The 21822-nt window shown below is 29.2% G+C and carries 19 protein-coding genes; 11 read left to right on the top strand and 8 right to left on the bottom strand.

Annotation, left to right across the window (positions count from 1 at the left end):
* The first annotated feature begins 126 nt into the window (after window positions 1-126).
* Together ACUXZJ_RS00985 and ACUXZJ_RS00990 are read left to right on the top strand one after the other, a co-directional pair.
* A complete protein-coding gene (locus ACUXZJ_RS00985) occupies window positions 127-2514 on the top strand; it encodes a penicillin acylase family protein (protein ID WP_060381694.1) in 2388 nt (795 codons plus the stop codon).
* A 97-nt stretch (window positions 2515-2611) separates the two neighbouring features.
* Entirely contained in the window at window positions 2612-3955 is a 1344-nt protein-coding gene (locus tag ACUXZJ_RS00990; protein WP_060381693.1) for an FAD-dependent oxidoreductase, read from the top strand.
* Between the two features lie 643 nt (window positions 3956-4598).
* Here ACUXZJ_RS00990 and ACUXZJ_RS00995 read toward each other — a convergent pair.
* The 3 genes from ACUXZJ_RS00995 to ACUXZJ_RS01005 form a co-directional block, all read right to left on the bottom strand.
* Window positions 4599-4970 carry a cupin domain-containing protein gene (locus ACUXZJ_RS00995; RefSeq protein WP_060381692.1) on the bottom strand — a complete coding sequence of 124 codons (372 nt, stop codon included), beginning with the start codon at window positions 4968-4970 and terminating at the stop codon, window positions 4599-4601.
* 37 nt (window positions 4971-5007) lie between these two features.
* Window positions 5008-5376 carry a DMT family protein gene (locus tag ACUXZJ_RS01000; RefSeq protein ID WP_060381691.1) on the bottom strand — a complete coding sequence of 123 codons (369 nt, stop codon included), beginning with the start codon at window positions 5374-5376 and terminating at the stop codon, window positions 5008-5010.
* A gap of 234 nt (window positions 5377-5610) precedes the next feature.
* Window positions 5611-7113, bottom strand: coding sequence for a helicase HerA-like domain-containing protein (locus ACUXZJ_RS01005; protein WP_060381690.1), 1503 nt, complete (start codon window positions 7111-7113; stop codon window positions 5611-5613).
* Between the two features lie 385 nt (window positions 7114-7498).
* On the opposite strand from ACUXZJ_RS01005, the gene ACUXZJ_RS01010 reads away from it, so the two are divergent.
* Genes ACUXZJ_RS01010 through ACUXZJ_RS01025 form a run of 4 tightly spaced genes read left to right on the top strand, consistent with a single transcriptional unit; the run spans window position 7499 to window position 10381 of the window.
* Entirely contained in the window at window positions 7499-8323 is an 825-nt protein-coding gene (locus ACUXZJ_RS01010) for a MotA/TolQ/ExbB proton channel family protein (protein WP_060381689.1), read from the top strand.
* Window positions 8324-8348: 25 nt separating this feature from the next.
* Window positions 8349-8972 (top strand): ExbD/TolR family protein, encoded by a 624-nt coding sequence (locus tag ACUXZJ_RS01015; RefSeq protein WP_060381688.1) that lies wholly within the window; start codon window positions 8349-8351, stop codon window positions 8970-8972.
* A gap of 19 nt (window positions 8973-8991) precedes the next feature.
* Complete coding sequence (locus tag ACUXZJ_RS01020; RefSeq protein WP_060381687.1) at window positions 8992-9540, top strand: ExbD/TolR family protein; 549 nt, start codon at window positions 8992-8994, stop codon at window positions 9538-9540.
* Window positions 9541-9565: 25 nt separating this feature from the next.
* On the top strand, window positions 9566-10381 hold the full coding sequence (locus ACUXZJ_RS01025) for an energy transducer TonB (protein ID WP_060381686.1): 816 nt from the start codon (window positions 9566-9568) through the stop codon (window positions 10379-10381).
* Here the strand turns inward: ACUXZJ_RS01025 and ACUXZJ_RS01030 are convergent.
* Window positions 10368-10562 (bottom strand): hypothetical protein, encoded by a 195-nt coding sequence (locus ACUXZJ_RS01030; protein ID WP_158447572.1) that lies wholly within the window; start codon window positions 10560-10562, stop codon window positions 10368-10370. The two genes, ACUXZJ_RS01025 and ACUXZJ_RS01030, sit on opposite strands and share 14 nt — an antisense overlap.
* A 226-nt stretch (window positions 10563-10788) precedes the next feature.
* Between ACUXZJ_RS01030 and ACUXZJ_RS01035 the strand changes: the two genes are divergently transcribed.
* From ACUXZJ_RS01035 to ACUXZJ_RS01050, 4 genes are all read left to right on the top strand, one after another.
* On the top strand, window positions 10789-11703 hold the full coding sequence (locus ACUXZJ_RS01035) for a PstS family phosphate ABC transporter substrate-binding protein (protein ID WP_060381685.1): 915 nt from the start codon (window positions 10789-10791) through the stop codon (window positions 11701-11703).
* Between the two features lie 11 nt (window positions 11704-11714).
* On the top strand, window positions 11715-13409 hold the full coding sequence (locus ACUXZJ_RS01040; protein WP_060381684.1) for a tetratricopeptide repeat protein: 1695 nt from the start codon (window positions 11715-11717) through the stop codon (window positions 13407-13409).
* Between the two features lie 118 nt (window positions 13410-13527).
* Window positions 13528-14160, top strand: coding sequence for a 7-carboxy-7-deazaguanine synthase QueE (locus ACUXZJ_RS01045; protein ID WP_060381683.1), 633 nt, complete (start codon window positions 13528-13530; stop codon window positions 14158-14160).
* A 317-nt stretch (window positions 14161-14477) separates the two neighbouring features.
* Window positions 14478-14873 (top strand): energy transducer TonB, encoded by a 396-nt coding sequence (locus ACUXZJ_RS01050; RefSeq protein WP_081078375.1) that lies wholly within the window; start codon window positions 14478-14480, stop codon window positions 14871-14873.
* Window positions 14874-15231: 358 nt separating this feature from the next.
* Here the strand turns inward: ACUXZJ_RS01050 and ACUXZJ_RS01055 are convergent, their stop codons facing one another.
* The 4 genes from ACUXZJ_RS01055 to ACUXZJ_RS01070 form a co-directional block, all read right to left on the bottom strand.
* Window positions 15232-15441, bottom strand: a complete 210-nt coding sequence (locus tag ACUXZJ_RS01055) for a T9SS type A sorting domain-containing protein (RefSeq protein ID WP_145915568.1) — start codon at window positions 15439-15441, stop codon at window positions 15232-15234.
* Window positions 15438-16655: a hypothetical protein gene (locus ACUXZJ_RS01060; protein WP_063743234.1), complete on the bottom strand. Its 1218-nt coding sequence runs from the start codon at window positions 16653-16655 to the stop codon at window positions 15438-15440. The genes ACUXZJ_RS01055 and ACUXZJ_RS01060 overlap by 4 nt, the downstream gene beginning before the upstream one ends.
* Before the next feature lie 523 nt (window positions 16656-17178).
* Entirely contained in the window at window positions 17179-17607 is a 429-nt protein-coding gene (locus ACUXZJ_RS01065; RefSeq protein ID WP_060381679.1) for a lipocalin family protein, read from the bottom strand.
* Between the two features lie 9 nt (window positions 17608-17616).
* Complete coding sequence (locus ACUXZJ_RS01070) at window positions 17617-18798, bottom strand: hypothetical protein (RefSeq protein ID WP_145915569.1); 1182 nt, start codon at window positions 18796-18798, stop codon at window positions 17617-17619.
* A gap of 165 nt (window positions 18799-18963) precedes the next feature.
* On the opposite strand from ACUXZJ_RS01070, the gene ACUXZJ_RS01075 reads away from it, so the two are divergent.
* Entirely contained in the window at window positions 18964-21816 is a 2853-nt protein-coding gene (locus tag ACUXZJ_RS01075; protein ID WP_063743236.1) for a sensor histidine kinase, read from the top strand.
* Window positions 21817-21822 lie beyond the last annotated feature (6 nt).

Below are 21822 nucleotides of genomic sequence, written 5' to 3' on the forward strand. Positions count from 1 at the left end.
TTTTTATCTTTGATAAAATCATTATAAATAAGAAAGAACCTTTCTAAAATCATTTAACCTGAATAAGTAAAAAATAAATGAAAAAGAGATAGGTAAATGAACCATAATGAATTAAAACTTATACAGATGAAATTAGTAAAAAAAATACTGATAACCTTATTAGGAATAATCTTGATATTAGCTATCTCTATTTATGCGTATTTGTATAGCACAAAACCAAAATATGAAGGCGAATTAACTATAAAAAATATTAGTAAGGAAACAGAAGTATTCTTTGATGAATACGGAATACCTCATATTTATGCTTCCAATGAAAAAGATGCTTTAACCGTGTTAGGTTATGTACACGCCCAAGAACGTTTATGGCAAATGGAGTTGTTACGTCGTATTGCACCAGGTAAATTGTCTGAAATTTTTGGTTCAAAAGCATTAGATAATGATAAATTATTCTTAGCGTTAGGAATAGATGAAAATTCAGAAAAAGCAATTGCCAAACTAGATAAAAAAAATAAAACATATAAACTGGCAATGGCCTACTTAGATGGTATCAACCAATATTTAGAAAAAGGAGGAACACCTATTGAGTTTACTCTATTAGGCATCAAGAAAAAACCTTTTACTCTAAAAGATGTATATAATACAATGGGATATATGGCATTTAGTTTCGCATGTGCTCAGCGTACAGATCCGTTAATGACTGATTTAAAAAATAAATTAGGAAACACTTATATGAAAGAATTAGGGATTGATTTGTCATATAATTCAACCCAAATAAATTCAAATAATAACAAAACTACAGAAACTTATGTAGCAGCATCAAAAGCAGTAGCCGATTTATTAGATAGTTCCCCTTTTCCGCCGTTTATAGGCAGTAATGCTTGGATTGTGGGTTCCAAAAAAAGTACTTCGGGAAAAGTATTATTTGCTAACGACCCACATATCTCTTATTCACAACCAGGAACTTGGTATGAAGCCCATATAGACTCTCCAGAACAAGAAATTTATGGTTATTATTTAGCAGGAGTACCTTTTCCTTTATTAGGACATAATCATCAATATGCTTATGGATTGACAATGTTTGAAAATGATGATGCAGATTTTTATCAAGAAGAAATAAACCCTAATAATAGTAATCAATATAAAGATACAGATAACTACAAAGAATTTATAATTCGTAAAAAAGAAATAAAAATAAAAGATAGCACAACAATTTCCTTAACAATTAAAGAGGGTAAACACGGTCCCGTTATGAATGGAATATTAAAAGATTTTAATCCTAAACAACCCGTATCTTTCTATTGGATTTACACTCAACAAGAAAATAAAATTTTAGATGCCATTTATACCCTAAGCCATGCTAAAAATTTAAATGAATTTCGTAAAGGAATTTCATATATAAGCGCTCCGGGACTCAATGTAATGTATGCTGATAAACAAAATAATTTTGCATGGCAAACTTCAGGAAAATTATATAAAATAAAAAAAGGATTAAATCCAAATTATATTTTAAATGGAGCTAACGGAATAGACGATAAACTTCAATTTTTAGAATTTAATAAAAACCCAAGGGCAATTAACCCCTCTTGGAATTACGTCTATTCAGCAAATAATATGACACATAAAATTGATGATTATTCTTATCCTGGATATTATTTACCCGAAGACAGAGCGAAAAGAATTGTTTCATTATTAGAATCTAAACAGAAATGGTCAAAAGAAGATTTTAAAAAAATGATTTATGATGACACATCTATAGTAAGCGCACAAGTAGCCCATAATTTTAGTAATTGGCTTGATGTCTCTCAATTAAACTCTACAGAAAAAAAAGCCTTAGACATATTAAAAAATTGGAAAGGAAGTAACAAAACCCAAGAAGTTCCACCTACTATTTACAACAAGTGGTTGTATTTTTATTTAAAATCTACTTTTCAAGACGAAATGGGAGAATTAGGATTCAAACAATTTTTAAAAACCCACGTGATGAAACAGTGTATTGATAAACAAAGTAGGATAACCAATTCTTTATGGTGGGATAATATAAAAACTAAAAATATTAAAGAGAACCGATCAACTATCTTAACACAATCATTTAAAGAAACTATTAACCATTTAACAAATCAACTTGGAACAGATGTTAATAGCTGGACATGGGGTAAGGTACATCAAGTAGAATACAAACACCCAATAGGATCATTAGCCATATTCCGTCCATTCCTTAACGTCGGAATATTTGAAGCACCAGGAAGTAACGAAGTAATTAACAATGTAATGTTTTATTATACAGATGAAAACCATTACGAGATTTCTGCTGGACCATCTACCAGAAGAATTATAGATTTTAGCGATATAGAAAATTCAATTAGCATTTTACCAACAGGACAATCAGGAAACCCGATGAGCAAGCATTACAAAGATCAAGCTCAAATGTATATAGACGGACAATTTCGAAAAATGAAGATGAATAAGAAAGAAATTCAAACCACATCAACCAAATTATTATTCAAAATAAAATAAATTATATTGACTCTCATTCTAATCATAGGATCAGAAAAAGAAAACAATAATTGAAAATAAAAAACATAAATTTGCACAACTGCTTATAAAATTATAAATGCAAACAACTCAAAAAATTGCTGTAGTAGGTTCTGGCTTAGTTGGGACATTATTGGCAATCTATCTAAAAAAAAAGGGACATACTGTTCATGTATTAGATCGTAGCCCAGATATTAGAACCGTGGAGTTCTCAGGACGTTCAATTAATTTAGTAATGTCAAATAGAGGCTGGAAAGCTTTAGAAAATATTGGTATAGAGGAAGAAATACAAAAAATAGGAATACCAGTAGATAAAAGAGCCATCCATTTACAAGATGGAAAACTTAATTATCAATATTACGGAAAAGATGGAGAAGCCATTTTTTCCCTTTCAAGAGGAGTCTTAAATCGTAAAATGATTGACTTAGCAGAAAAAGAGGGAGTCCAATTTAAATTTGAACATAAAATTTGGGATGTCTCTCTAGCGGATGCAACACTGTATATAGGAGAAACAGAACGAGGTGATTGGCAAGAATTAAAATATGATAAAGTTTTTGGTGCAGATGGTGCGTTCTCTCGTATTCGTCATCGTATGCAGCGTCAAAGCATGTTTGATTATGCTCAAGAATTTATGAAGTTAGGCTATAAAGAACTACATATACCCGCAAATTCAGATGGAACACATAAAATTGATAAAAACTCCCTACATATATGGCCTCGTGGACAGTTTATGCTGATGGCATTAGCTAATTTAGATGGAAGTTTCACATGTACGCTATTTATGCCTTTTGAAGGAGAAAATTCATTTCAATCCTTAACGGAAGAAAAAAAATTAGTCGACTTTTTTGCCAAATATTTCCCCGATACAAAAGAAGTCATCCCTGATTTAGTAGAAGACTTCTTCAAAAATCCAACTAGTTATCTTGTAATGATGAAATGTTTTCCTTGGACTTACAAAGATAAAGTAGCCTTAATAGGAGATTCTGCCCATGCCATCGTGCCTTTTTACGGACAAGGAATGAATGTAGGATTCGAAGATATAACAATTTTAGCAGAAATGATTGCTAAATATGGAGATGATTGGAAAACAATATTCGAAGAATATCAAAATGAAAGAAAACCAAATGCAGACGCTATAGCAGAATTATCTCTTCGGAATTTTATAGAAATGAGTACTAAAACAGCTGACGAAAAATTTTTACTACAAAAGAAAATAGAAAAATGGTTTTCAGATAAACATCCAGACAAATGGCTACCATTATATAGTAGAGTAACCTTTAGTACACACCCTTATTCAGAAGCATTAGCATTAGGCGATTTACAAAATAAAATAATGGAAGAGATAATGTCTATACCCGATATTGAAAGTAAATGGAATACAGAAGAAGTAGAACAAAAAATAATTTTCTTGTTAAATACGTAAGAAAATTATTTTTTTAGAATTAGTTAAAGAAGTTTTTAAAAAATAAATATTTAAACAGGTATTCTAATCGCTTCGCTGACAGGATACCACTCTTTCTCGATCAGAGTATAATAATAAAACAAAGTAATCTTTTAGGAAAGCCTCTTTCAGTTTTTAATAAAATTAGCTTAAATAACAAAACATCTACAAAATATTTTTTCAAAAATTAATGCTCACGGCAATTTTAGAAGAAAAGTATTTTCTAGGTAAGATTTCTCTTTAGACAAATACAATGAAAATAAAGAAAGAGGCTGTCCTAAAAGTAATAAATCAACAACAAGATTGCGAATTTTTTGAACAGCCTATTTATGTTTTATTTAGAGGTCATTTTTATTTCGATTCAAACAAAAATAAATAAAAATTTTACAGAATATTTTAAGATTTACCATTCATATTAAAATCATTTACAAACAAATTAATGCTGTTTTACATTAGACTTTGTGATGATATGAAAAACAACTACTTTTTATCTTCAGATCTTTTTATCTTCAGATCTTTTTATCTTCAGATCTTTTTATCTATAATAAAATTTTATTAGATAATTAGATCTAAAAACCTCTTTAGATCTCATAACTAATATTCAAAAAAAAATATAAAATTGCCCTTATTTATCTTCTCGATGCACTTTCTCCATTGAAAAAGCAGGCTTACAAATAGCAATATACTCACAAGGCTCTTGAAAAGGATTAGAATATTGAACCCGTATGTTTTTTTCAATTTTAATAGATTGTCCAGCTTCTAAGACAATAGTTTCATTTTCAATAATAAATTGTTTTTTTCCAGAAATAATATAAGTATATTCTTCAAAATCAGGTTTTTGAAAAGGTTCACTCCAACCAGGAGGAGCTATCATGTGTGCAATTGAAATTTTAGCATTATGAGTTGCTATTAATCCATGATGCTCTTCAATTATTTTACCATCTGTAGTAGGAACAACAAACGGATTTTTTTGTATTAAAAAATTTTTCTTTCCCATAATTTGAATTTTATTTAGTATTTCATTACACAAAGATTCACTTCTTAAAAATGAAATATACGGCAAGTACTAAAAAACACATACCTATTAAATGATTCCATCGAAAACTTTCATTCTTAAAAAAAAAGAACGAAAAAAGCACAAAAATAATTAAGGTTATAACCTCTTGAATTACCTTTAGTTGAAGCAAACTAAAAGGACCTCCATTCCCTTGAAAGCCAATTCTGTTAGCAGGTACTTGAAAAAAATATTCAAATAAAGCCATTCCCCAACTAATTAATATAATACTGATTAATCCTGCGTTTTCAAACCATTTTAATTCCTTAAATTTTAAGTGACCATACCAAGCCAACGTCATAAAGATGTTCGAAAGTATAAGCAAACCTATTGTAATATATCCTTTCATAAAAGTTGATCTATAATGCTAATTAAATTATAAGTTATTGACGTAATTCTAATAAAACTTCAAAAATTAATTAAAAGTAAACAGTCACATTTTTAGTTTATCTCAAATTAAACAACAAATTTATTTTAAAATCAAACAATTTGATAAATTCAAAAGTTTTGGAAACCTTTAGAATAAAGAACTATTTGATCGATAAAATAAATTTTTATTCAGAATAACTTGGGTTAAAAAATATTATTTCTTTAGAACCTTCATCAAAACATTAAAAGCACCTCTTATAAAAGTAGCACTTGTTACGACTTTTAATACTGATTTAGCAACAACTTCCCCTATGTTGGAGTCCTTATTAGATGACGTTTTTTCTTTTTCAATGACCTCCTCTGTAATAGTTTCTAACTTTTGAGTCAAAATTTCATACGCACTTTCCCGATCAATTTCCTCTGAATACTTTTCAACTAATTTTGATTTAGAATTAATTTCTTTAATTTCCTCGTTACTCAATACATCCATTCGGCTTTCAGGAGCACGCAACATACAGGCAACTAAAGGTGTAGGGATACCTTTTTCATTTAAGGCGGTTATAAGAGCTTCGCCTATTCCTAATGAAGTAATCACTTCATCTGTTTGATAATATTTAGATTCTGGATAATTTTCAGATGTTTGCTTAATAGCTTGACGATCATTAGCTGTAAAAGCTCTTAGTGCATGTTGGATTTTTAATCCTAATTGAGCCAAAACACCTTTAGGAATATCAGTAGGGTTTTGCGTAATAAAATAAATCCCAACACCTTTTGAACGAATTAATTTTATGATGGTTTCTATCTGATCTAATAAAGTTTTGCTCGCTTCATTAAATAAAAGATGCGCTTCGTCTATAAAAACCACTAATTCAGGTTGTTCAATATCTCCTTTTTCGGGCATATTATTATAGATTTCAGCTAAAAGATTCATCATAAATGTCGAGAAAAGTTTAGGCTTGTCCTGAATGTCATTCAAACGAACAATATTAATGTACCCTAAACCTTCTTCGTTGATACGCATCAAATCATCAATTTCAAAAGATTTTTCACCAAAGAAAATATCAGCTCCTTGCTGCTCTAACTCTATAATTTTACGAAGAATAGTACCTGTAGTTGCAGCAGATATTTTACCATATTCTTTTGCTATTTCCTCTTTTCCTTCCTCCGTAATAAAATTCATGACCTTTTTTATATCTTTCAAATCTAATAAAGCCATTTTTTTATCATCACAATATTTAAAGATGACCGATATAACTCCTGTTTGAGTTTCATTTAAATCTAAAATTCTAGAAAATAAAACAGGACCAAATTCCGAAACAGTAGCTCGTAGCCGAACACCTTCTTGTGTAGAAAGAGTTAATAATTCTACGGGAAATGCTTTTGGATCAAAAGGAATGTTAATTTTATCATGTCGTTCCTTAATAAAATCTTTTAGTTCCCCCTTTTTTGCAATTCCAGAAAAATCCCCTTTTATATCCATCATTAAAACAGGAATGCCATTTTGGGATAATTGTTCAGATAAAAGCTGTATGGTTTTCGTTTTTCCAGTACCTGTTGCACCCGCTATCAAACCATGTCTATTTAGAGTTTTTAAAGGAATATTTACCGGAATAGGATAAGATTCTTTGTCTAAAATAGATCCTCCAAGAGTAATATATCCTCCTTTACACTGATAACCATTTGTAATATCTTCTTTGAAATTGTCTAAAACACTCATAATTGAACTATTAATACAGTGCAAGTTATTCTTTTTTTTACATCAAAAGTCAATGTGATAGACTTTTTTAAACTCTTTGTTTATATCTATTTATTAAGAAATAAGTGTTTTTTTTGAATTTTTATTATAAAGTTTAATTTTTGAAAAATATTTAAAAAATAGATAATATTACTGATTATTATTTAAAAACTGGTTTTTTTGTGCTTATTTGATGAATTATTGTTATTATTTCGCTCTTTTGTTTGATGAAATGTAAGTTGATGAGAACTTAGAAAAGTAAAAAAAGTTTTTTTATATCAGCTAAAAAATTAAATTTGCCTCCATTATTACTCAAAAATAATACGAGATTTAATTAATCAATTAGAAAAATTTAAATTTTAAAAAAATGGCAAACAACGTTAATGTAAAAAAAGAAGAGAAATCTAAAGGTGGTGCTTCATTCTCAGGAATCATTATTCTTGCATGTATTGCAGTAGGTGTTTTTGTGTGGAAATTTATAATGGGAGCTTCTGGGAACTTTGAAGGAGGTAATTCAGAAACAGGTCACCCTCATAACTTTTTAGGAACAGTTTATAAAGGAGGTTTCATCGTACCAGTATTATTAGGAATGTTATTAATGGTGGTTGTTTTCTCTTTCGAGCGTTTAATGGTTATTTCCAAAGCTGCAGGTAAAGGAAATTTAGATGCTTTCATGAAAAATGTACAAGCTAGTGTTAACCAAGGTGACATTAACGGAGCTATTGAAGCTTGTGACAAACAACAAGGTTCTGTTGCTAATGCAATCAAAGCAGGTTTAGTAAAATATAACCAAGTAAAAGCAGAAGGATTTACTTCTGAAGAAGCTACTGAAACAATTCATAAAGAAATTGAAGAAGTTACAGCTTTAGAAATGCCAATGTTAGAAAAAAACATGACTATCATCTCTACTATGGTTGCTTTAGGTACCCTAGGAGGATTATTAGGTACTGTATCAGGTATGATTAAAGCGTTTAGTGCTTTGGCTACTTCTGGTACTCCTGACCAAGCCGCTTTAGCAGTAGGTATCTCTGAGGCTCTTATCAATACAGCAACTGGTATCTCTACCTCTGCCTTAGCAATTGTAACTTATAACTATTTTACTTCTAAAATTGATACTTTAACATATTCAATTGATGAAGCAGCTAATACTATCGTTAATACTTACAGAAGATTTAAAGGTTCTTTAAAATAATTTAAAGACATAATAAAAAATAATTATGGCAAAAGGAAAATCACGTAAATCAGCAGGAGCAATCGACATGACAGCAATGTGTGACGTAGCCTTCCTATTGCTTACGTTCTTTATACTTACTGCTACAGCTAAACAACCAGAACCCTTACAGGTAGATACACCTAACTCTACGGTGCAAACTAAATTACCTGAAACTGGTTTAGTAACCTTAACAGTAGGTAAAGGTAAAGTGTTCATAGGTATGAAAGATCGTGAAATCCGTTTAAGATCCTTAGAATTAATGGGACAAGAATACGGAATAAACTTTACCGATGCAGAAAAACAACGTTTTTCTTTAATTGATGGTTTCGGAGTGCCAATGGGGAATTTAAAACAAATCATTGCTATGTCAAGTTCTGACAGAAACAAAGAAGGTTTACAACCAGGTGTACCAATGGATTCTATAGATGAAAAGAAAGATGAATTGGCTAGATGGATATTTAATGCTCGTTCAGCTAGTGCTGAGTTGAGAAACGAGGACTTAAAATTTGCAATCAAAGGAGATGCTAAATTAGAGTACCCAGCTATCAAAAGAGTAATGGATGTATTACAGAAACAAGATGTAAATAGTTTTAATCTTGTAACTGGTTTACGTAGTAGTGATTTCTAATATAATATAAGAAAAAGAAATGGCAGAATTAAACGACTCCGGTGGAGGTGGCAAAAAAGAAGGTGGTAAGGTAAGAAGTAAAAAATCTAATGCAAAAGTAGATTTAACAGCCATGGTGGACTTAGCTTTCTTATTAATTACTTTCTTCATGTTGACTACGTCATTGTCTAAACCTCAGTCTATGAACTTAGGAATGCCGGATAAAAATGATAAGCCTGAAGAAAAAAAGGATAATATTGAAGTAGCTGATGATCGTACAATGACGGTTTTATTAGGTGAAAATAATAAAATTAAATGGTACTACGGTAGAATAGATGCACCTTTTGAAGGTCCTAAAGAAGCTACTTACGGAAAAGCAGGTATTCGTCAAGAAATTGCTAAAAAAGTACAGTCAGTTCCAGCAAAATACAATGACCCGACAAAAGGATTGATTGTAATCATCAAAATGGATAAAAAAGCTAACTATAGAAATATGGTAGACATCCTAGATGAGATGGCAATATGTAAAGTGCCAACTTATGCAGTAGTAGATATTACCCCGCAAGAGAAGGCTATATTAAAAAAGTAATTAACTAAATTCTAATAATTGAAGCATGAAATTAGATTTATATAAATCGCAATGGTTAGAGTTAGTTTTTGAAGGGCGTAACAAGAAGTATGGTGCTTATGAGTTACGTAAAGAAAATCCTAAAACATCATTGAGAGCATTAATCATCGGAGGTTCTTTCTTTGCGTTAGCAGTAGCATCTCCCTTGCTTATAAGTATGATCCCAAAAGGTGAGGATGATACCACTTTAGATGAAAAAGTAGTATTGGTGGATATGACTAAACCAAAAGAAAATACACCACCACCGCCGCCACCTGAAAAAAAACCTGAACCACCAAAACCTAAGGTAGATGAAGTAAAATTTGTCGAACCTAAAGTCGTGGAGGCTAAAAAGGTAACAGAAGAAATTAAAACCATTGAAGAGTTAAAAGATAAGAACATTGCAGAAAAAGACCAAAAAGGAGATAAAGATGCACAAGTTCAAATTGATGCTCCAACAGGTAATAACGATGAAGTTGTAAAAGTAGTAGAAGAAGACAACCAAGTCTATAGTGCTGCGGGTATTGAAGCACAACCTGAATTTCCAGGAGGAAATGAAGGATTCATGAAATACGTACAACGTAATTACCGTACTCCAGAGGTTGATACTGATTTAAAAGGAAGAGTTTTTGTTGAATTCGTAGTAGAAAAAGATGGAAGCTTAACAGATATTAAAGTAGTCAGAGACTTAGGATATGGAACGGGAGCGGAAGCTATTCGTATGCTAAAGAGTGCTCCTAAATGGAGACCAGGTGAGCAAAACGGTAAAAAAATCCGTGTAAGATATAGTTTGCCTATCTTACTAGATATTAGAGCTGAATAGATGAATATAAAATATTCCAATAAGCAAGAGAAGAAATCGCTCCAAGAGCGGTTTCTTCTTGTTTTAGGTATCCTCTTTTTTTGTGTTTATTTATGTATGGGATTAATGATACTGTTTTGGGATCACTTAATAGATCGCCTCCCATTATCAACAGGCTATCGTATAACTCTAGGAATAGCAATTATTATATATGCTTTTTTTCGTTTTATACGTTATTTTAGAAAATAATCTTATTTGAATTTTTATTCTCTTAAAATTATCTCAAAAAAAGAATAGCATATCACCATAATCCCAAAAAAAACGAAAGGATATGCAATTTAAAGAACTAAAAATATGAGTATTGATTAAATACAAAATGATTAAAAAAATATGCCATTCGTAATTTGTAATAAATAAAACTTAAACACATGAAATTAAAACACTTAGTTCTAGGTTTATTACTTACTGCTGTTTTTTTTGTTAGTTGCTACTTTGGTAATAAAGATGAAAAAGAAACCATACTAACAGGTACAGCCACTATATTAGTAGATGAAACCGTTTTTCCATTAGTAGAAGATCATCAGATGATTTTTGAAAATCAATACCAAGCAAAAATTAAATTAATACCAAAACCAGAAAAAGAAATAATTAAACTTTTATCAGAAGGCAAAAATAATTTAGCAATTTTAACACGTGAATTAACTCTAGGTGAAACAAAAAAAGTTGCTAAAAATAATATTAAAGGAAAAATAACCGATTTTGCAATAGACGGTATAGCATTTATTGGACATCCTTCTAATTCAAATTTCAAAATAGAAGAAACAGAATTAGTTAATTTTTTAAATGGGAAACCATCAAAAATTAAAAAATTAATTTTTGATAACGCTAATTCAAGTACAGTTAGATATTTAATGGAATTTGCTAAAGTAAAAAATCTACCCAAGGATAATATTTTCGCTCTTGCAACAAATAATGAGGTAATTACTTTCATATCCAAAACACCAGATGCAATAGGAGTTGTTGGGATAAACTGGATAACACAACCAATGCCTGATTTTCAAAAAACAGTAGAAAATATTAAGGTTTTGGAATTAAAAACTAAGAATGGTACATTTGTTACCCCAAGCCAAGATTTATTAGCTTCTGGTAACTATCCTTATAGTCGAAAAATAAAAATATTAAATTATCAAGGAACCACAGGTTTAGGCATGGGATTTGCTTCATTTATAGCAGGAGAATTAGGACAACGAATAGTATTAAAATCAGGATTAGTTCCCGTTAGAATGCCTAGTAGAAATATAATAATCCGAAAAGAAGTAGAAGAAAAAGAAAAAAATAATTAATTGTGAAAGAAATGAATAAAATAAAAATTTTTAGTACGGCTTTTTTTGCAATAAGCACAGGAGTTTTTGCACAAGATATAGAAAGCGCTAAAAAGGCAATTGATGCAGAACAATATGAAAAGGCAAAATCAATATTAAAAGCCGTTGTTAAATCAAATCCAGAAAATGGTAAAGCAGCTTTTTTATTAGGAAATGTTTATTTACGTCAAACATATCAAGACTCAGCAAAAGCTGTTTTCCAATCGGCTTTGACTAAAAAAGAAGGAGGTATGTTAAATTATATTGGTTTAGGTCAGATTGATCTAGATAATACTAATATCCAAGCAGCTCAATTTAATTTTGATCAAGCTACAGCTAATATGAAAAAGAAAGATTTAGAGCAATTTGTTCATATTGGTAAAGCTTATACTAATTCAATAAACCCTAATTACACTAAGGCTATTGAAGTATTAAATAAAGCAAAGGCAATTAATATGAATGACGCACAAACTTTATTAGCTCTAGGTGATGCCTATTATGGATTAAAAAGCCAAAATGAAGCGTATGCAGCATATAGAGGAGCGTATGAAGCAGACAATAGCTTGTTGAGAGCTAAAATGCAATTGGGCGTTTTATTAAAAGGAGCTAAAGCATTTAATGAAGCAAAAGCAGCCATAGATGAAGTATTAGCTATTAATACATCGTATGGTCCAGCTTATAGAGAACTAGCAGAAATCTATTTTGGATGGGCATTACAACAAAACGATAAAGCAAAATTTAAAGAATATACAGATAAATCTTTAGAATATTATGAAAAATATATGAGCTTAACAGACTATTCATTAGCCTCTCGTATGCGTCACGCAGATTTTCTTGTAATAGCTAAAGATTATAAAACTTTAGAAAAAGAAGCAAATGAAATGGCTAAAATGGATAAAGTTAATCCTAAAATTTTTCGTTATTTAGGCTATTCAGCTTATGAAAACGAAAATATAGACTCAGCAGTTGACGCTTTAACCACATTTACCACAAACCCATCTAGTAGATTGATTGCTATTGACTATCTATATCTAGGAATGGCTCAATTAAAAAAAGCAATACCAGTTGTTGCTGATGGAGTTAAACCCAATGTTGATGAAGCTTTATACACACAAGCATTACTTAATTTAAATAAAGCAGTCGAGCTTGATAAATCAATGTCAGAAAGATTAAATGAGATAGGAAAAATCTATTTTGATAGAAAATTATATAAATATGCTTCAGGAGTGTACGAAGTAGCAATTAATAATACAAGCTCTAAAAATTATTTATATGATAATTTCTTCTTAGGATATTCATTATATTTTCATAATGTGGCAGAAGGAGTAAAAGGATATGATACAACGCAATTGCAAAAAGCAGATAAAGCATTTGCAGCAGTAATAGTAAAATCACCAACAACACAAGATGCACATATATATAGAGCACGTGTAAATGCTTTATTAACAGATCCAAATGCTAAAAATCAAATGGTCGCTAGCTATGATGAGTTTGCCAAAATAGTTTTGAATAAAGGAGGAGATCTAATAGAAAAAAATAAGGCAAAATTAATTGAATCTTACAACGAAATAGCTCGTTTTTATATAAAAACAGATAAAGTAAAAGCAAATGAATATATTGCCAAATCATTAGCATTAGATCCAGCAGATGCAGATGCTATAAATATTAAAAAAAGTATTGCCAAATAATTGTTATTTGGATATCACAATAAAAAACCGACAATTTAAAAATAGTTGTCGGTTTTTTTATTAGAGATAACCTATTAAATTTATGTATATTTGCAACCCTCTTTTTTAGAAAATAATTATGTTGAGTAAAGAAATACAGTTAGCTGTAAATAAAGGAGATATGCTTCCTTTGATGGAAGAGTTTTATACAATACAAGGCGAGGGAGCCTACACAGGTACTGCCGCCTATTTTGTGAGAATTGGCGGTTGTGATGTAGGCTGTCATTGGTGTGATGTCAAAGAAAGTTGGAATGCAGAATTACATCCTCCAACTCAAACTTCAATAATAGTTGAAAATGCAAAAAAATATGCAAATACCGTTGTCGTTACAGGAGGAGAACCATTAACCTGGAATATGGAACCTCTGACGAGAAAATTAAAACAAGCAGGACTCCGTGTACATATCGAAACATCAGGAGCCTATCCCGTTACAGGGCAATGGGATTGGTTTTGTCTATCTCCTAAAAAAACAAAATTACCTGTTCAAGAAGCCTACGATAAAGCACATGAACTTAAGATTATAATTTATAATAAACACGATTTTCTCTTTGCAGAAGAACAAGCTCTAAGAACAAATCCTAATGCCAAATTATACTTACAACCAGAATGGAGTAAGAAAGAAGAAGTGTTAAATCTTATAATAGACTATGTAATGAAAAATCCAAAATGGAAAATTTCATTACAAACACATAAATATTTAAATATTCCGTAATTATTTTGTTTTAAAATTAATTAGTATTTGGGATTTTAATAAAACAATTATATTTTTGTCATCAAAAGGTTCTATTTTTTTATTACAACAAAAAAATAAAAATCCTAAATGATTTTGATCCTGTCATTTCTTTACTTAGTTACTTTATTATAGCCAATCTGAGATAGGTTTAAACGTAAGGTATAAAGAAAGTAAATTGTATAATGTTAATAATCAAATTTCTCCAACTATCGAAAAGATAAACCAAACAAAGAGTTGCCATTTTCGAACAGATCTGAGAAAAATGTAATGAAATATTAATCCCAAAAACTATTACTATGAAGAAATTAATCTTATTTATTATTCTCTGGTTTTGTCAAATAACATTGGCTCAATCTCCCTCAAATGGTACAGCTAAATCCGCTCCAATACCATTTGATAATGTAGAAAATCAACCTATTTTTCCAGGAGGAAACAATGAACTAATGAAGTTTATAGGAAAGAACTTTTCACCACCAAGTGATGAAAATTTTACAGGAGGAGTTCTTCAAGTAACTTTTATAATCGAAACAAATGGAAGTATTTCAGATATTAAAGTAATCAATGATTTGGGATATGGAACAGCACAAGAAATAATAAGAGTGCTTCAAACATGTCCTAAATGGACACCTGGAGACCAAGATGGAAAACCTGTTCGGGTCTTGTTTAATTTATCAGTCACAATTAGGGTGTAAAAAAGTTACTCGAATAAACAAAATTTTTAATATAAAGCCTTTAATTTAACAATCATAAGATATTTCTTAGTTGCTTATTTTGTTTAATCCCATTTAAACTTAAAATATACTGGATTAAAAAATAAAGTTCTCGATACGTTTTTTCATTTTAAAAACAACTCGAACAAATAGTTGAGTATATAATTGAAATCATCGTTAGTTTGAGCGCGAAACGTATCGAGAACCAACACTAATTTTTATTGCTTTTGTAGATGTACTATTTTTAAAAAGAAAATTCAAAGTTTAAATGGTATCTTATTTCTAAAGGATATGAAATTCTTGTATTTAGTATTTTTTTGATTATGATAAGTTAAAAAATTTATTCTTTTAAAAATATTGTGGTACTTGTTTTCCCTTTTTGGTCTTCTATTTTTATATTGTAAATTCCGTTTTTTAATCTATTTATATTCTCTTGTTTTAGGTTGCCAGAAAAAACTTTTTGTCCTCGTTGATTATATATTTCCATTCCTTTTATTTCTTCTTCCATTTCTATATTTAATTTATCTACAGCAGGATTGAGAAAAATCAATATATTTTGTTTTTTTCGATATTAGCTTGCTTTGTTACTCTGTAACTTTTATACTCATAAGCTCCTCTATCAATGGTTTGGTTCACTATTCTTAGATTCCCTGCTTTATCTCTACTAGGTAAAGTTATACCAGGTACTAAATTAGTTCCTGTATCATAAGCAGCAAAAGATGATTTAATTAATGTAAAATCGCCATTTAAGGGATCTTTAAATGGTTCATATTTCCCTACATAATTATTGTTATAATACGCATTTAGTCTATAGTTTTGTAAAATAGAATAATGTACATCTGGGTATATAAAAACGGTTCCAACGGGATAATTATAATCATCTACAAAGATATCGTGTCCTAATTCGTCCAATCGGGCATTATTATTATGGAATATGGTATTGTAAATACTAGCCAAAGATTCTCTGGCACAAATCCCTCCTCCTCCATTTTGCGCATAATTACCTGAGAATACGCAATTTGTAATTTTAGGCTGAGAGGATAACGCAAAAATAGCACCTCCTTTGCCAGTTGTAGAGTTGTTCCAGAAAACGGTATTGATTAATCTTAAGTATGTTCCTATATCGGAACTTCTTCCTATATACATCCCTCCTCCTTCTGCTTCTGCCCAATTATTTTTAATGGTTACATTAGAGAACGTATTTTTTGATTGAATGATATATATCCCTCCTCCTCTTCTTCCATCTATATTATTTCCTTCTACTGTAGTACAGCTTCCATAACACGATGCAACACCATTTGCAATTGTAAGACCATCAAGAGTTGAATAACCAGAAAGAATAACCACATGATAAGCATTATCTCTAGACATTTGTTCGACACCTAAATCTCCACTTAGTATACTTTCATTGGATGTTAAAGACAAATTCCTTTCGTCTAAACTGGCTTCAGTTCCTGCAAAGCCACCATAAATGCTAATTGTACTTGATATGACAAAAGCATTGTGTTGATTATTGGGTGTAATTGTATTTAAATCGTCTGCTTTTCTATTGGGTTTGTATGTTCCTCCTGCAACCCAAATTTGAGAATAACGTCTACTATTTATTAAGGATTGAAGATCTCCTGATGCGTCTGACCAGGAGGTTCCGTTTCCTGTAGCTCCAGCTTTTATATAACCAATTGCACCATGAGTTTGTGCCATAATCACTATATAAAAGAATAGTGCTATTATAATGAATATTTTTGTTTTTGTTTTTATTTTCATTTATTAGTTTTTTTTAATTTATTATAAACTGTGACATTTTGTATTATGTATTTATTTCCACAACATAATCTATTTAAAATCAATTATTTATCAAAACGTTTTTTTTTATACAAAAAAGAAAATTATAGTCTTTTTTATTATTTAATCTAATTATTTTTCAAGTTTCAGTGTCGCTATTAGCAAATTGATATAAAATGTGGTTTGGTCAATAAAAATGTTTTTTTTTACTTTTATAAAGTTTTAAACTATCTATCTATTTTCTGTAAGAATTGCTCAACTAGATCATAAGTCTTTATTATATTTATTTTTTGCTTATTTATTTTTGTCTGATTACAGGAATAAAAGATTCCAATAAAAATGATGGCATAGAAAAGGGTTAGAAAAATTTCTAGTTTGTTTTTATTTATTATTCTCACGTTTTTAATTTTTGTTTTTCAATGATAATATAGTGTCTATTAAATATGTTTTCATGTGGGAAGTATTCTTTATGTTTTCAAAAATCATATATCAGATTGTTGTATATTTATTTTCTTATTAACAAATAGGTATCAACTCTCGCTCGTTCTTTTGTATTGTTTAAAAATTCTATTTTTAATTGATTAGTCGTTATAGAAATTACTTTTAGTTTATATGAAAACCCCCTTAATTTCAATTCATTGTTTTCATAAATGTAACTTGTTTTATTATCTTCGGATTGGCAGTTTGAAGGCATAATTTTTTCTGTATAAGTATTATTAGCTTCTATTAATAAATGATCTTTTAAGTCAATACATTTGTTAACATAATCACTAAAAAGTTCTTGTCCTGACTCGTTGTATTCTATTTTTTTAAAAAATTCCCATTTCCCTACTATTGTTGGCTCAAAAACTTCAGTTATTTCTTCTTTTTTAGAACAGGCATCTAAAAGGATGGTTATTGCTAATAGGAGTATACTTTTTAATAGATTTTTCATTTTTATAATTTATTTAGTTTTATACATATTTGCTTTATCACAGGAAATAGAATCCATTCCTGAATTAGCATAATCAGTTGGTGGAGTAAGATAATTTTCCTTTAGATCACCTGCTTTTGAGAATGAATTTTGTTGTTCTATTTGCATGCTCATAAATGCACAGGTACCATCTGTTTTTTTAAATACAGCTACAATGGACATTATCCTAGAGGTCAGTGTTTTTAGATATTCTCCATTTCCATTTTGTATATTTTTATACTGAGAGACCCATTCACTAATAGGGTATCCGTAAATAGGGGTTTCTTTCCAAGCATAATCAGCGGTGCGTTTTTTTATTGTTTCTATTATTTCTTTTTGAGTAGGAGCTTGTACAGGATTTATTTTTTTAGGCAAAGAGTTTTGAGCAGTATAGGCTTCTTCTTTTTTCTTTTCTATATCTCGAAAAATTTGAATTATTTTTGTTGGTGGATACTTTTTAATTTGGTCTTCCATTCCTTTTTTGTAAAAGAATAAATAAGGTTGTCCTTCAAATAAGTTATTTCCAAAAGGATTTGCTCCCGAAGCAGCATAAGGTTCATCCGCAGCATAAAACAATCCTGGTTCTAGTTGTAATAATCCTTTTACTTCTCCTTTTTTCACTCCTTCTGCCAGATTTTTACTCTGATATTGTACATAGGCTATATCGGGCATGTAACATTCTCTATAATGCATAATTCCTTTAGATCGCATTTGCTGCAAAAGCATTGCTTTAGCTTTTCCACTAATTCCAGAGCTAATCCAGCTTGTGTATTGTGTATCTATTATTGGATTTCCATTTTTCTTTTGAAAATGGTATCGAGTATACAGATTGGCCTTAAAATTGGGTTCATCAAATTCTAAATACACTTTTTTTATGGCTAGTATTTTGTCATCAACTAAACTTTTTATTCCTAATGGAACAGAGGCATAATAAATTCCGCTTGGTCCTTCTTTTTTAAAATTTTGATTTTCTAAAAAAGAATCGGTTTCATCTTCTTCTAGAGCTTTTAAGTCTTTTTTATCTGGCGTAATAGCTTTCTTTGCATCATTTTCTGGTGATCCTAAAGCTTTTTCGGCTACTTTATTTAACAATTTTCCAAACTGGGCGCGACTCATCGGGATATTGCCTATCAATAAAAACAACAATATCATCTTAACTAATTTTGTATTCATAGCATTTTTGATTTTTATAAAGCAAAAATACCTTGTGTAGATACTTCCCTTTTGTAGGAGTTTAGCAAACCTGTTTTTCGGTTAACTAATAAAAATCGTTAACTCTTAAGTCCTTTTGGTTAACTCATAAAGTATGATAATCTTAAAAAATTTATTTTTGTGTTTATGTTTCCTATTAGACTTTTTATAATTGTCATTTTACTTTCTCCTATATCATTCGAGGGGCAAAATCCTTTTTATTATAAAATTGATCAATCAAAAGGGTTACCTTCTAATAGTGTATATGATATTTTTCAAGATCAAAAAGGTTTTATGTGGTTTGCAACTAACAAAGGGCTTTGTAGATATGATGGTAAATATTTTTTAACTTACACTAATGAAAATCAAACCTCTATTTCCGGATCTTGTATACAAGAGGATTTGTATGGTAGGATATGGTACAGTAATTTTGATGGTTATTTGTATTATGTTGAAAACAACCAGCTAAAATGTCTTAATAATACGAATACAATTGGTTTTGTGAAATTTGGAATTACAGATAAGTATCTTATTGTTTTGCAAAAAAATCATATTTTATTTTATGATTTAAAAGACTTAAATATTCGTAAGAAAGTAGCATTTAATACTGAAAATTTATTTGCTACTCATTTTTCTAACTCTAAATTTTATCTATTAGGAAATGATTTTACAATAATAGAGCCTGATTTATCTATCAAACATTTTTCTATTCCGAAAGAAGTTTATGAAAATTATCCTGCTCCTATTTTACAAAAAAGCACAAATGGTTTATTACTTGTCTCTAAATATGCTAACTATTTTTATGAAATTAAAAAGAATAAATTTTATAAAAGAAAGATAACTGGTGATTTTACATTTATTCAAAATTTAGCTTTTGATAAAGATTTTAATTGGATTTGTACGACACAAGGTGCTATTAAATATGTTAAAGGAGGTATTAATACATTGAATACATATTTAAAAAATTTCAATATTTCATTTGTTTTTAAAGATCAAGAGGAAAACTACTGGTTTTCTACTATCAACGATGGTCTTTTATTAGTTCCTAACCTTTACAATAATTTTGTTTCTTTTGATAAAAAACCTCTGACGATTTCAACAAATGGTCGGTCTATTTTTATTGGATCTGCTGATGATAAACTGTATAAAAGCGATCTTTTTTTAAAGAATTTTGAAAAAATATTTGATGGAAAAAGTAATCATGAAATATATTTTTTATCATCAGATTTACAACATCTTTATTTTACGTCGAATACTTTTAAAAAAATCAATTTAAAAAATAAAACAGAAGAAGAAAGTATAATTGCTTTAAAAGATGCTCAAAAACTAAATGAAAAATATTACGTTTTTGCTGCAAGTGGCGTTTGCGGTTTGTTAAAAAATACAACTATTAAAAACGAATGGGATGTTTGGGCTAAAGATAGTATACAAACCATTATACCTATTATAAATGGTGTTCAGGGCAAATCAACTTCCTATAATGCTTTTAATAATACTATTTATTATGCTACTAATAATGGTTTATTTGCTGTTACTAAAAATAATATACTTGAAATAAAAGTAAAAAATAAAAAATTATTTTTTACCAGAATAAAAAGCATAGGAGATAAAACCTATGCTATAACTAGTACTGAAAAATTATATGTCATAACTTCCGATAATTATGTAAAACAAATACGTTTACAACGATACATTAATAATGAGCCCATCAATAAGATTAAATTTTTAAATTCAAAATTATACATTATTACTCCTTTTAGTCTTTATTCATTTGATTTAGATACTCATAATATAAAAAAAATAGTTTCTATAACTCCTGATCATGAAATTTCAGATTTAATTGAATTAAACCGCCATATAATAGGTGTAACCCCAAAAGGGTTTCTCTATATTTTAAAAGAAAAAAAGAGAAAAATTTTTCCTATCAAATTAATTCTCAATTCAGCTCTAGTAAATGGAAAAACTAGAGATTTAAAAAGTTTAAAAAATTTACATTATACTGAAAATAACATTCGTATAATCTACTCTATTTTATCTTATATTCCTAATCAGAAAGGTAAATTATATTATTCCATAAATAATTCTTCTTGGATCTTAGCAGATGAGGATGCACGTAGTTTGTCTTTAAACTCTTTACCTTCTGGCAAGTATTTTATAAAGTTTCAAACAATAATTAATGGTAAAAAATCTGATATAACTCGGATGACTTTAAACATTAAAAAGCCTTTTTGGTTGTCTTGTTACTTTATTTTGCTGATGATCATTGTTTTTATAGGATTGATTTATTGTTTTTTAAAATGGCAATTGACTAAAATAAAAAAAAGAAATCAATTAATTTTAGATAAAATTAATTTAGAAAAGAATGTAAACCAGTCTAATTTAAGAGCGTTAAAATCTCAAATGAATCCTCATTTTTTCTTTAATGCGCTAAATACTCTACAATCTTATATTGTAGCCAATGAAAAAAATGAAGCTATTGAATATTTATCAAAATTTTCAAATCTTACACGTATTATTTTAGAAATGACCGATAAAGATTGGATCAGTATAGCAGATGAAGTCAAAACCTTAAAATTATATTTAGAAATTGAAAAAGCTCGTTTTGAGGAAGATTTTTTATTTTCTATTAAAACACAAGCTGATCTTGATGTAGAGGCTATAAAAATTCCGTCTATGCTACTTCAACCCTATGTAGAAAATGCCCTCAAACATGGGTTATTACATAAATTTGGAATAAAGGAGTTATATATAAATTTTACTATAAAGGATAAAATATTAAGCATTTTAATTGAAGATAATGGAATTGGCAGAAAAAAAAGTCAGGAACTTAATCAAATTAAAAATAAAAAACATCAATCATTTGCTACTAATGCCTTACAAAACCGAATTGATTTATTAAACGAGTATAATCAAAAAAACATTTCAATAGAAATCATAGATAAATTAACGGACAACAAACTGCCAAATGGCACTCTTATAGTTATTCAAATCCCTTTATAAAAAATT

The sequence above is a fragment of the Flavobacterium sp. TN-1 genome (assembly GCF_052828645.1).